Source organism: Pseudomonas rossensis (genome assembly GCF_039888995.1).
In the GTDB taxonomy this organism is placed as follows: Bacteria; Pseudomonadota; Gammaproteobacteria; order Pseudomonadales; family Pseudomonadaceae; genus Aquipseudomonas; species Aquipseudomonas rossensis.
In genome coordinates, this window is sequence record NZ_JBBWCB010000147.1 from 1 (window position 1) to 13,061 (window position 13,061).

The following is a 13,061-nucleotide window of genomic DNA, read 5'->3' on the forward strand; positions in this document are numbered from 1 at the left end:
GGCATCGCGCATGCGGTTGAGTGGCGCCAGCCCCTGGCCGATCCCCAGCCAGAGCAGGCACAGGCAACCGAGCAAGGCCACGCCCACCGGCACCGAAGCGGCCAGCAGGATCGACATGTTCAGCGCCTCACGCTCGATCTGCCGGTCGGCGGTGGTGATGCGCACGTCGCCACGGGCCAGGGTGAAACTGCGCCACGGTGCGCCGTCGATCATCTGGTCGTGAAAGCCCATTTTCTCGGCTTCCAGGGTTTGTTGCGGATCGGTGTGACTGCGGGCGAGGATTTCGCCCCGCAACGAACTGACCTGACAGGCCATGCCGCCGGGGATGTTCAGTTGTTCAGCGCTGAAATGGGTGCCCTCACCCTTGCTCGGCAACGCCGGCAATTGCTCCATCAGACCGGCGACCATCCGTGCCGAGGCCACCAGCCGCTGGTCGAGGGAAAACATCATTTGGTTGCGCAGGTCGCTGAGCATCCAGGCCGCCGCCAGGGCCCAGATCAGCGCAAAAGCGGCGCCGAGTGTCAGGCTCAGGCGCAAACGCAGGCTCATCACTTTTTCAATTCCTCTGCGCCATCGGCCGGCCCCAGGCGATAGCCCAGGCCGCGCACCGTCTCGACAATGCCATTGCCGAGTTTGCGCCGCAGGTGATGGATATGCACGTTGAGGGCATTGCTTTCCAGCTCATCGTTAAAACCATAAACGCTGTCTTTCAGTTGCTCGGTCGACAGCACCCGGCCCCGGTTATGCAGCAAGGCCTGCAACAGCGACTGCTCACGACGGGAAAGGTCCACCGGCTGGCCGCCAAGCATGGTTTCACGACTGCTTGGGTCGTAAGTCAGGCGACCGTGCTCGATCAGGTTGACGCTGCGCCCCGCCACCCGTCGCAACAGGGTATGCAGGCGCGCGGCGAGTTCGCGCAGGTCGAACGGTTTGAGCAAGTAATCGTCGGCGCCGGCTTGCAAGCCGTCGACGCGGTCGGTGACTGAATCCCGGGCGGTGAGGATCAACACCGGGATTTCCAGACCGCTGTGTCGCAACTGCTGTAGCAGCTTCAAACCGTCTTCATCGGGCAGACCGAGGTCGAGCACCATCACATCGAACTCGGCGACCTTGAGCATCGCCCGGGCAGACGACGCGGTGGCGACATGTTCTACCGTCAGGCCCTGAGCGGTGAGGCCGGCGACAATGCCGCTGGCGATCAACTCGTCGTCTTCGCAAACCAGTACGTGCATGGTGAGACCTGTTGAAAAAAGGTGATTAGGCCGGTGGCCGATTAAGCGGACATTATGCCGCAAACGCCAATGCCACAAGGCCACCGCGGTTAATCATCGGTTAATCGACGCCGCCCATTGTGCACTTCACTTGCACAGGGACAAGGCTTACCCATGCGTCGACTGTTTCTATTCTTTGTTCTCCTGATCTCGGGTCTGGCCCAGGCAGGGACTGATCCGTTCGCGACCAAACCCGACTTTCTACCCGTCGGCAAGGCGTTCATCTTCACCTCCGAACGCCTTGATTCCGGTGAAACCCAGCTCTATTGGCAGATCGCCGACGGTTATTACCTCTACCAGCAACGCCTGAAATTCGATGGCTTGCCCGCGGAACACATGCCTGTATTGCCTGACGGCGAAGCGCACAGCGATGATTTCTTTGGCGAACAGCAGGTCTATCGCCAAGGCCTGGAACTGAAGATCCCGGCTGGTGCCACGGGGCAAATCAAAGTGGGCTTCCAGGGCTGTGCCGATGCCGGCTTGTGTTATCCGCCGCAAACTCAGGTCGTGGATCTGGGCGGCAAATCGACTACCGCTGCAACAAACGAAGCGCCGGATCAAGCCTTGGCCAGCGGCCTGCAACAACGGGCGCTGGGCTGGAGCTTGTTGGTGTTCTTCGGTCTGGGGCTGTTGCTGGCCTTCACGCCTTGCTCGCTGCCGATGCTGCCGATTCTGGGCGGTTTGATTGTCGGCAGTGGCGCCACGCCCAAGCGCGGTTTCGCCTTGGCCACCAGCTATGTCGTGAGCATGGCGCTGGTGTATGCGGCGATGGGCGTTCTGGCCGCGCTGCTGGGGGCGAATCTGCAGGCGTTGTTGCAGAACCCTTGGTTGCTGGGCAGTTTCGCGGCTGTGTTTGTGTTGCTGGCGTTGCCGATGTTCGGCTTCTTCGAGTTGCAACTGCCGGTGGCCGTGCGTGATCGATTGGAAAATGTCTCGCGCAATCAGCGCGGCGGCAGCCTGTTCGGCGCCGGTGTGTTGGGTGCCTTGTCCGGTTTGCTGGTGGGCCCGTGCATGACCGCCCCGCTGGCGGGCGCCTTGCTCTACATCGCTCAAAGCGGCAATGCACTGCATGGCGGGCTGATTCTGTTCGCCATGGGCATCGGCATCGGCGTACCGCTGCTGCTGTTGGTCACCGTCGGCAATCGCTTCCTGCCCAAACCTGGCGCCTGGATGAACCTGCTCAAGGGCGTGTTCGGCTTCCTGTTCCTCGCTACCGCGTTGCTGATGCTGCGTCCGGTGCTGGATGAATCAATGTGGATTGGTTTGTGCGGTGCGTTACTGTTGATTGCCGCGTACAGCGCCTGGAAACAGTCGGAAGGTTTCGGTCGCGTAGCCCATGTGTTCGGCGCCAGCTCACTATTGCTGGGTGTGTGGGGCAGCCTGCTGATGATCGGTGCCGCTGGCGGCGGCGACGACCTGTTGAAGCCATTGCAGGTCTACAGCGCTTCAAATTCGAGCAGCACCGCAAACCCGGTTGGCCACGACGCATTCACCACGATCAAGGACCCGGCAGCTCTGCAACGGGAGCTCGACGCGGCACAGGCTCAGGGCCAATGGGTGCTGCTGGACTACTACGCTGACTGGTGCGTGTCGTGCAAGGTCATGGAAAAACAGGTGTTCGGCAAAGCCCACGTACTGGAAGCCTTGAGCGATGTGCGCTTGCTACGGCTGGACGTCACCGCCGACAATGCCGCGAGCCGCGAACTGCTCGGCCGTTATAAAGTGCCGGGGCCACCGAGCCTGCTGTGGATCGGCGCCGACGGCATCGAGCGTCGCAGCCAGCGCATCACCGGTGAGGTCGATGCCGGCACCTTCCTGCAACGCTGGACCACTACCCGAGACGCCCGTTAATGCTGACCTTTACCCTCGGCACTTTTGCCATCGCGCTTAATCACCTGCTGCTGATCAGTGCCCTGGCGCTGGCGACATTCATCGGCTGGCGGGTGGCCAAGCGTGACGGCGAGAACCCGGAGTCGGTGCTGTTCAGCCTGTTCCTGCTGGGCATGCTGGCCGCCCGGATCAGCTTCGTGATCGCCTACTGGGCGCAGTACCGCAACGATCCGTGGCAGATCATCGACCTGCGCGACGGCGGTTTCCTCGCCTGGCCGGGTGTGATCGTGCTGCTGCTTGCCGCGTTGTATCGAGGCTGGCGTCGCCCGGGCTTGCGCCGGCCGTTGGGCTTTGGCGTGGCCAGCGGCCTGGCGTTCTGGCTGCTGGCGACCTTCTCCCTGACCATCTACGAACAAGGCACGCGCCTGCCGGAAATTACCCTGCGCAATGCCGCCGGTGAAACCGTGCAACTGGCGGACTACAAGGGCGGCCCGTTGGTGATCAATCTCTGGGCCACCTGGTGTCCGCCATGCCGCAGGGAAATGCCGGTGCTGGAAAACGCCCAGCAACACCGCCCGGACCTGACGTTCCTGTTCGTCAACCAGGCTGAAAGCATGCAAAGCGTCAGTACTTTTCTGGAAACCCAGGGCCTGAGCTTGTCCAACGTACTTTTTGACGGCAGTGGCCGATTGGGCCAGGCCGTCGGTTCCATGGCGTTGCCGACTACGCTGTTCTATAGTCCCGACGGTCGCCTGCTGGGCAGCCATCTGGGTGAGCTGTCGGAAGCCAGCCTGGCCCGCGCCCTGGAAAACTTCGACACCCCGAATCCTGCCGTACCGGCCACCTCTTCAAGGAAATTGCCATGCCCCGCCTCCGCCACCTGCTGACATTGACCCTGGGCGCCGCCCTGCTGCATCTACCGTCGGTGCAGGCCGCCGAAGAATTGCCCGAAGCGATCAAGAAAATCGAAGCCAAGGGCGCAAAAATCGTCGGCCAATTCGACGCTCCCGACGGCTTGCGCGGTTATGCGGCGCAGTACCAGAACCGTGGCATGGCGCTGTACCTGACCCCGGATGGCAAGCACGTACTGCTCGGCAATCTGTACGACGCCGACGGCAACGACCTGACCAGCGCGCCGTTGCAGAAGCTGGTTTACGCACCAATGGCCAAGGAAGTCTGGGGCAAGATGGAAGCCAGCAACTGGATCGGCGACGGGAAGAAAGATGCACCGCGGATCGTGTACCTGTTCAGCGATCCGAACTGCCCTTATTGCAACGTGTTCTGGGAACAGGCGCGGCCATGGGTCAAGGCTGGCAAGGTGCAGCTGCGGCACATCATGGTCGGCATCATTCGCGAAGACAGTCCGGGGAAATCGGCTGCGCTGCTGGCCGCCAAGGATCCGCAGAAAGCGCTGGAAGACCATGAGAAGTCAGGCAAGAAAAGCTCGCTAAAACCCCTGAAAAACGTGCCCCCGGCGATTCAGGCGAAGCTGGCGGCCAACATGCAGTTGATGGAAGACCTGGAGCTACAGGCCACCCCGGCGATTTTCTACATGGACGACAAGGGCGAGCTGCAACAACAGCAAGGCGCGCCGTCGCCGGACAAGTTGGTGCAAATTCTCGGGCCTAAGTGACCCCTCCGGCCCCATCGCGAGCAGGTCGAATCGTCGCACCGTCGCACCGTCGCACCGTCGCACCCACATTGGAATGCATTCCCCTGTGGGAGCGAGCTTGCTCGCGATGGCGTCAGTAAGATCGACTAAGTTATGTCAGCCACAAACTTCAGCAGTGCTTCGGTGACGAACTGCGGATTCTCCAGATTGGAGATATGCCCCGCCTCCGGCACCAGCACAGATGGGCAACCGATCAACTCGGCCATCTCCCTCGTCTCGGATGGCGGCCGCGGTTTGTCCTGATCGCCACACATCAACAGCGTGGTGTCAGGATTCAACTCGCCCAGACGCGGCAACAGATCATCCCGCCCAAACGTAATCCGCCCCATCGGCACGATGCTCTCGCGCAGACGCTCCGGCGGCAGTGCGGCCAGTTTGGCGCGGAAATCCTGATACAGCGCCGACTGCGGATCGATGCCTGGGCGGAAGAAGATCGGCACGACGATGTCGAGCAACTGCGGTGCGATCATGCCGGTGTCTTCGATCTGTTTGAACAGCGAGAAATAGTATTGGCGAGTCGGTTCCGGCTCGACGCCGACGTAGGTGTCCATCAGTACCAGACCGTTGATCCGCTGCGGCGCCGACAGCGCCAGACGCACGCCCCACATGCCACCGACCGAGAGACCGACCAGCGTGACACGGTCGATGTCCAGATGATCGAGCAGCGCCAGTGCCTGGCGCGCTACGTCATCCAGCGACCTTGTGCACTCGGGCATCCGCCCGGATTCACCATGGCCCCACAGGTCCAGAGCAATTACCCGGTATTGCTGCGACAGAGCGGCAATCTGCGGTGCCCACATGGCCTGGTCCCACAGATAACTGCCGGCCAGCAGAACGGCAGGGCCGGTGCCTTGATCAGTGTAGTGAAGGGGTTGTCCATCAACCGTAACGAAGGGCATTGACTGTCTCCTCTGGCAAAAAATGGAGCAGGCAGACTGTGCCGGAGTCGCTCCACAGTCAACCTGCCAAAGATCAAAAGATCGCAGGCTTCGCCAGCTCCTACAGGGGTCTAAGTACACCCGTAGGAGCTGCCGCAGGCTGCGATCTTTTGACTTTAAAGCCCTTCCAACTCCGCCATCAGGTCATTGAGGCGATCCACCTTCTCCTCGGTGATGTCGCTCGCCGCCAATCCGTCGATGTATTCGGCCAACTCCGCCACCGTGCTGCATTCAAACATCGCCCGCAACGGCACATCACGTTGCAGGGCTTTCTGCACCCGCGAAGCGATCTGCGTCGCCAGCAATGAATGCCCGCCCAGCTCGAAGAAGTTGTCGCGAATACCAACCTTCTCGACCTTCAGCACCTCGGCCCAGATATCCGCCAGCGTTTGCTCCAGTTCATTGCGCGGCGCCTGGTAGTCCTGGCTCTGCAACTGGCCGATCTCCAGCACTGGCAGCGCCTTGCGATCAAGCTTGCCGTTGGCGTTGAGCGGCATGCGATCCAGCCATAGCCAGTGCAACGGCACCATGTATTCCGGCAGTTCAGCGCGCAGACGTTGCTTGATGCGTTCCAGTCGCTCCGTTGAATTGATCAAAGAATCAGCCGCTACCAAATAGCCGACCAGATGTTTGCCGTTGACGCCTTCCTGTACGCCGACCGCCGCTTCGCGCACTTGCGGTTGCTCATGCAGACGCGCTTCGATTTCACCCAGTTCGATGCGGTAGCCGCGGATCTTCACTTGATGGTCGATCCGCCCGACGTATTCCAGCACGCCGTCACTGCGACGACGGGCCAGATCACCGGTGCGATACAGACGATCCCCCGGCGCGCCAAATGGGTCAGGCACAAACACTTGAGCCGTGCGCAACGGATCACTGACGTAGCCACGGCCGACACCGGTACCCGCGACGCACAACTCACCCACTGCACCCAACGGCACCAGTTCCAGCGCGCCATCAAGCAGGTACAAGCGATTGTTGTCAGTCGGCGTACCGATCGGCAGGTAGCTGCCGCGCGTCGACGCCATGTCGACGCGGAAGAACGCCACGTCGTCCGAGCACTCCGCCGGACCGTAAGCATTCACCAGCCCGATCTCCGGGTAGCGCAGCAGCCATTGGTGCGCCAGCTCCGGCGGCATTGCCTCACCGGTCGGCAGCATCCAGCGCAGACCGTCCAGGCTCATGCGTTCCTGGGCGAGCATGCCCTGAATCAGCGACGGCACGCTTTCCAGCACGGTAATGCCCTGGGTCGACACATGCGCCAGCAACCCTTGCGGATCATGGGCGATGGTGTTCGGCACGATGTCCACCCGAGCGCCGAACAGCGGTGCGGCGAGGAACTGCCAGACCGAAATATCGAAACTTTGCGAGGCGGTCTGGGCGATCACATCGGCATCGCTCAGGTTCAGGTACGGCACCTTGCTCAACTGGTTGTTGAGCATGCCGCGCTGTTCGACCATCACGCCTTTCGGCAGGCCCGTTGAGCCCGAGGTGTAGATCACGTAGGCGAGGTTGTCCGGGCCGCTGTAGATGCCCGGATTCGCAACCGAAACATCGCTCGCCTGCACCTCTTCCCAGACCAACAACGTGGGCCGGTTGGCGCAACCGAACTCATCCAGCAGCGCCAGCGCTTGCTCGCGGCAGGCCTGAGAACACACCAGCAACGGCGTGCGGCTCAGGTCGATGATCCGGCTCAGTCGCTGACTCGGCAGGCCCGGGTCCAGTGGCAAGTAACCGGCGCCCGCCTTGAAGCTGCCGATGATCATGCCCAGCAGATCGAGGTTACGTTCAGCCAGCAACGCAACCGGTTGATCCAGCCTCACACCAGCGGCGATCAAGGCGTGACCTAGACGGTTACTGCGCTCATTCAGCTCAAGGTAGCTGTGCTGCTGACCCAGGCAACTGGCAGCCATCCGCTGAGGATGCTGAGCAACCTGAGCCTCGAACAGTTCGACGTAACTCTGCTCCAGCGGGTACTCGTGTTCGTTCTGGTTGCACCCGTGGATCAGGAAGTCTTGCTCTTCAAAGCCCAGCAACGGCAGATCGGCCATGTCGCCGTGGAATCCTTCGACCAGCGCCAGCAGCAATCGCTTGAACTCGCCGAGCATGCGCTCGACGGTCGACTCATCGAAATAACGCTGGTCGTAAGACAGGTGCAAGCCCAGGTCATCGCCCGGATAGCAGACCGCCGTCAGCGGGAAGTTGGTGTGGGTGCGGCCCGAATCCGAGGTCGCGTTGAGGCTCTGCGCACGGTCCAGCACCGAGACTTCCACCGGGGCGTTTTCGAACACGAACAGGCTGTCGAACAACGGCTGGCCCTTGGGCAGTTCGCTGTTTTCCTGAATGCTCACCAGCGGCAGGTATTCGTATTCGCGCAGTTGCATGTTGCTGTCGAGCAAACCGCTCAACCATTGACGAACACTGCAACGCTGATCGTCTTCCGGCATTTTCACCCGCAGCGCGATGCTGTTGATGAACAGCCCGACCGTGCGCTGCATCTGCGGCATGTCCACCGGACGCCCGGCCACTGTGACACCAAACAGCACGTCACGATCACCGCTCAAACGGCGCAGCGCCAGCGCCCACGCCGCTTGGGCAAAGGTGTTGATGGTCAGCTGATGGGCCTGAGCCAGTTCACGCAATTGCGCACCGTCACGGGCATCCAGCCGTGTGTAGCGGTCGCCGACGATCATGCCGCCGCTTTCGCCGGCATGTTCACGCAGGAACGGTCGATCGCTCGGAATCGGCGTGGTCCGTTCGAAACCTTGCAGGTTGGTTTTCCACCACTGCCGCGCCTCGGCCAGGCTCTGGCGTTGCAGCCAGCCAATGTAGTCGCGATAACGCGACACAAGCCCAAGCTGCGCGTCCCGACCTTCGCCCAGTGCGGTGTAGATCTCGAAGAAATCGTTCATCAGCAGCGAACGGCACCAGGCATCGATGAGGATGTGGTGGTTGCTCATCATGAACCAGTAGCGCGCCGCGCCGACCTTGATCAGGCGCAGATGGAACGGTGCCTGATTGAGCAGATCGAACCCGGCCTCGCGCTCGCTTTTAAGCAGCGCCTGCAACTTCGGCTCCTGCTCGACTTCGGCGATTGCGCTCCAGTCCAGGTACTCGATTGGCGTGCTGCCCGGCTTGTGGATAACTTGCAGCATGTCTTCGCCCACGTTCCAGCAGAACGACGCGCGCAGGGCTTCGTGGCGGGCGATCACCGCTTGCCAGGCCTGGGCGAAACGCTGCGGGTCGAGCTCGCTGTTGATGCGGTAGCGATCCTGCATGTAGTAGAGGCCGGTGCCCGGTTCCAGCAAGGTGTGCAGCAGCATGCCTTCCTGCATCGGGGTCAGCGGGTAGACGTCTTCGATGGCGGCGGCCGGGATGGGCAGCGCGTCGAGTTGAGGCTGGGTCAGTTTCGCCAACGGGAAGTCCGACGGCGTCAGGCCTCCCGCATCGTCGCGCAGGCAATGCTCGATCAGGCTCTGCAATTCGCCGAGGTAAGCGTCTGCCAGCTCAGTGATGGTCCGCAGATCGTGGCGTTCGGCGCTGAAGGTCCAACGCAGCACCAGCTCACCGCCATAGACCTGACTGTCGACACTCAGCTCATTGGGCAGCGGCGCACAAGGATCATGGGCCGCGCCGACCGCTTCATCGAGAGGACGGAACAAGGCGTCCGCGCCAAAGCTCTGGTCGAACTGACCGAGGTAGTTGAAGGTGATCGGCGCCACCGGCAACTCGGCCATGATCTGCCGGCTCGAGTCATCGGCGAGATAACGCAGCACGCCATAACCCAGACCTTTGTGCGGCACCGCGCGCAGTTGTTCCTTGATCGCCTTGATCGCGGCGCCCTGCTCGTTCTCCGGCGTCAAGCGCAGCGGATAAGCGCTGGTGAACCAGCCGACGGTACGGGTCAGGTCGATCTCGTCGAAGAGCGTTTCGCGGCCGTGACCTTCGAGTTGAATCAGCGCCGATTCGTGACCGCTCCAGCGGCACAGCACGCGGGCCAATGCGGTCAGCAGCAAGTCGTTGACCTGAGTGCGATAGGCGCTCGGTGCCTGTTGCAGCAGTTGGCGAGTGCGCTCGACATCGAGGCGCACGCTAACGGTTTGCGCATGACGATTCTGCTGGCCACCCTCGGGGCGATCACACGGCAATTCGACGCTTTCACCGGCCAGTTGCGACTGCCACCAACTCAATTCTTCACGCAGGGATTCGCTGCCGGCATACGCCTGCAAGCGTGCGGCCCAGTCCTTGAAGGCACTGGTTTTCGCCGGCAGTTTTGCCGACTTCCCCGCGCCCAGTTGGCGATACACCGTTTGCAAATCGTCCAGCAACACCCGCCACGAAACCCCATCCACGACCAAGTGGTGAATGGCGATGAACAGCCGCTGTTGCCCCTCGGGACCATCGACCAGCAGCGCCCGCATCAGCGGCCCCGCTTCGAGGTCGAGGCTGCGCTGGGCATCGGCGAACAGAGCCGCGCATTTGTCCATGGACGAAACGCGCACTTGCCACAACACCGGCGCGTCGGAAACCGCCTGGTGCTCGGCTTGCCATTGCCCTGCAATTTCAGAGAAGCGCAAACGCAAGGCGTCGTGCTGTTCGATCACTGCCAGCAGTGCTTGCTCCAGACGATGGGGCTCCAGCGCCACGGTCGGTTCCAGCAGCAACGCCTGGTTCCAGTGTTGGCGCTGGGGGATGTCGGTGTCGAAGAACCAGTGCTGGATCGGCGTTAGACGCGATTCGCCGGTCAGCAAACCTTGCTCGGCCGTGATTTGCACGGTGCGGGTCGCCACGGCGGCCAGGGTTTGCACGGTCTGGTGCTGGAACAGGTCACGCGGGCTGAAGTGAATACCCTGCTGCCGCGCACGGCTGACCACCTGGATCGACAGAATCGAATCGCCGCCCAGTTCGAAGAAGTTGTCGTTGAGGCCGACCTGCAGAACGTTCAAAACTTCGCACCAGATGGCGGCCAGCGTCAGTTCAAGCTCGTTGCTCGGCGCCACGTACTGCTGACGGTTCAGCTCCGGATCCGGCGCCGGCAATGCGCGGCGGTCGAGTTTGCCGTTGGCGGTCAGCGGCATGCTGGCCAGCAGGATCAAATGCGTTGGCACCATGTAATCCGGCAACTGGGATTTGAGGTGCGCCTTCAACGCTTCACGCAGAGTGTGTTGTTGCACTTCGTCTTGCCCGGCGACTTCAGTCACCAGATAGCCGACCAGTTGTTTACCGCTCGGGGCATCCAGCGCCAGCACCACGGCTTCACGGATCGATTCATGCTCCAGCAGACGGGTCTCGATCTCACCCAGTTCGATGCGGAAACCACGAATCTTCACTTGATGGTCAATACGGCCGAGGTACTCCACCAGACCATCGGCGCGCTGGCGCACCAGATCGCCGGTGCGGTAAAGACGCCCGCCATTGGCGGCGAACGGATCAGCCACAAAACGTTCGGCCGTCATACCCGGACGCTGGTGATAACCCTGCGCCAGACCGGCGCCGCCGACGTACAACTCGCCGGTCGCGCCTTGCGGCACCAGCGCCAGATCAGCGTCTAGGATGTAGGCCACCCGCGCGCCGATCACGCTGCCGATCGGCACGCTGCCGAGGCCTTCTTCCAATTGCTCGGGCGCCAGACTGGCCAGCGGCATGACCACGGTTTCGGTCGGGCCGTAGGCGTTGAAAAACAGGCTCGGCTTGAACGCTGCGCGAATCCGCGCCAGATGCTCGCCGGTCAGCGCTTCACCGCCGGTGATGCACATCCGCACCGGCAACGTCTCGCCCTGAGTCGCCAGCCATTGCGCCAACTGGCTGCCGTAGCTTGGAGTGAAGCCGAGGATATTGATGTTGTGGCGGCGAATCAGACCGCAGATTTCTTCCGCGTCCCACTGGCCTTGAGCGCGCAGAACAACTTGAGCACCACTCAACAAAGGCACCAGCAAACGCTCGGTCGCGGCGTCGAAGTTGATGGAATAGAAGTGCAGCTCGCAGTCGTCCGGACGCATACCGAAACGCTCGATCACCGCACGGCAGTGCATGGCGATTTCACCGTGGGACACCACCACGCCTTTCGGTTTGCCGGTAGAGCCCGATGTGTAAATCAGGTACGCCTGGTGTTGCGGCAGGCTGATAAACGGCAGCTCGGTGGCCGGGTAGTTGGCCAGTGTGGCGGCATCCTCCTCGAGGCACCAGCGAGCCACGGTTGGCGGCAGCTCGCCAAGCGCTTCGAACATCGCCGCATCGCTGAGCAGCAAACCGATGCCGCTGTCTTCGATCATGTAGTGCAAACGGTCCAGCGGATATTCCGGGTCCAGCGGCACGTAGGCGCCGCCGGCCTTGAGGATCGCCAACAGGCCGACGACCATTTCCAGTGAACGCTCAAGCGCCAGCCCCACCCGAATCTGCGGCCCGACGCCCCGCTCGCGGAGCATCCAGGCCAGGCGATTGGCGCGGCTGTCGAGTTCGGCGTAGCTCAGGGTTTGCCCGGCGAATGTCAATGCCGGTGCATCTTTTCGGGTCAGGGCCTGCTCGCTGAACAGGTGATGAATGCACTGGTCGAGGCGATGTTCGCCCGGCTCGACGCCGAGGTTGTCGAGCAGGTTTTGCTGTTCGGTGGCGTCCAGCAGCGGCAGTTCACTGAGGCGCTGTTGCGGATCGGCCAGCAGCGCTTCCAGCAGGTTGCGCCAATGCCCGGCCATCCGAGCAATGCGCGGTTCATCGAACAGATCGGTGCTGTAGGTCAGGCAGCAACCCAGGCGATGGTCGAGGTCGGTGACTTCCAGGTTGAGGTCGAACTTGGTTGCGCGGGCATCGTTGGCCAGGTACTGGACGGTCATGCCAGCGAGTGTGCGGCTCTGCTGGAATTCCCAGCGCTGCACGTTGCACATCACCTGGAACAACGGGTTGTAAGCCGCGCTACGCGGCGGCTGCAAGGCTTCCACCAAATGATCGAACGGCAAGTCTTGATGGGACTGGCCTTCGATCACGGTGTGGCGAACCTGCTCGAACAACTCACCCACGGACATCTGCCCGTCGAGCTGGCAACGCAGCACTTGGGTGTTGAGGAACGCACCGATCAGCCCTTCACTTTCCGGACGAATCCGGTTGGCCACCGGCGCGCCGATGCGCAGGTCGGTCTGGCCGCTGTAGCGGTAAAGCAGCACGGCCAGCGCGGCGGTCATGGTCATGAACAGGGTCAGACCATTTTGCGCATTGAAGGCGCGAACCCGTGCGGCAAGCTCATCGCTCAGGTCGAAACGGAACAATTCGCCTTGATGGCTTTGCACGGGAGGACGTGGACGGTCGGCGGGCAATTCCAGCAGCGGATGTTCACGGCCCAGTTGCGCGGTCCAGTAG

The 13,061-nt window shown here is 62.0% G+C and carries 7 protein-coding genes; 3 read left to right on the forward strand and 4 right to left on the reverse strand.

Annotation, left to right across the window (positions count from 1 at the left end; translation table 11 throughout):
- The coding region (locus tag WLY71_RS25980) for a sensor histidine kinase N-terminal domain-containing protein (RefSeq protein ID WP_347805825.1) at positions 1–552 on the reverse strand (552 nt) is incomplete at its 3' end.
- Positions 549–1,232 carry a response regulator gene (locus tag WLY71_RS25985; protein ID WP_074878741.1) on the reverse strand — a complete coding sequence of 228 codons (684 nt, stop codon included), beginning with the start codon at positions 1,230–1,232 and terminating at the stop codon, positions 549–551. The genes WLY71_RS25980 and WLY71_RS25985, both read right to left, overlap by 4 nt.
- Before the next feature lie 153 nt (positions 1,233–1,385).
- Here WLY71_RS25985 and dsbD point away from each other — a divergent pair, with 153 nt between their 5' ends.
- Genes dsbD through dsbG form a run of 3 tightly spaced genes read left to right on the forward strand, consistent with a single transcriptional unit; the run spans position 1,386 to position 4,734 of the window.
- Positions 1,386–3,122 carry a protein-disulfide reductase DsbD gene (gene dsbD, locus WLY71_RS25990; RefSeq protein WP_347805826.1) on the forward strand — a complete coding sequence of 579 codons (1,737 nt, stop codon included), beginning with the start codon at positions 1,386–1,388 and terminating at the stop codon, positions 3,120–3,122.
- A complete protein-coding gene (locus tag WLY71_RS25995) occupies positions 3,122–3,988 on the forward strand; it encodes a prolipoprotein diacylglyceryl transferase family protein (RefSeq protein ID WP_347805827.1) in 867 nt (288 codons plus the stop codon). The genes dsbD and WLY71_RS25995 overlap by 1 nt, the downstream gene beginning before the upstream one ends.
- Positions 3,964–4,734 (forward strand): thiol:disulfide interchange protein DsbG, encoded by a 771-nt coding sequence (dsbG, locus tag WLY71_RS26000; RefSeq protein WP_347805828.1) that lies wholly within the window; start codon positions 3,964–3,966, stop codon positions 4,732–4,734. Before WLY71_RS25995 ends, dsbG begins: the two co-directional genes overlap by 25 nt.
- 125 nt (positions 4,735–4,859) lie before the next feature.
- Here the strand turns inward: dsbG and WLY71_RS26005 are convergent, their stop codons facing one another.
- Together WLY71_RS26005 and WLY71_RS26010 are read right to left on the reverse strand one after the other, a co-directional pair.
- On the reverse strand, positions 4,860–5,672 hold the full coding sequence (locus tag WLY71_RS26005) for an alpha/beta fold hydrolase (RefSeq protein WP_347805829.1): 813 nt from the start codon (positions 5,670–5,672) through the stop codon (positions 4,860–4,862).
- A 155-nt stretch (positions 5,673–5,827) separates the two neighbouring features.
- Positions 5,828–13,061 (reverse strand): non-ribosomal peptide synthase/polyketide synthase (locus tag WLY71_RS26010; RefSeq protein ID WP_347805830.1); only part of this gene is annotated, 7,234 nt, incomplete at its 5' end.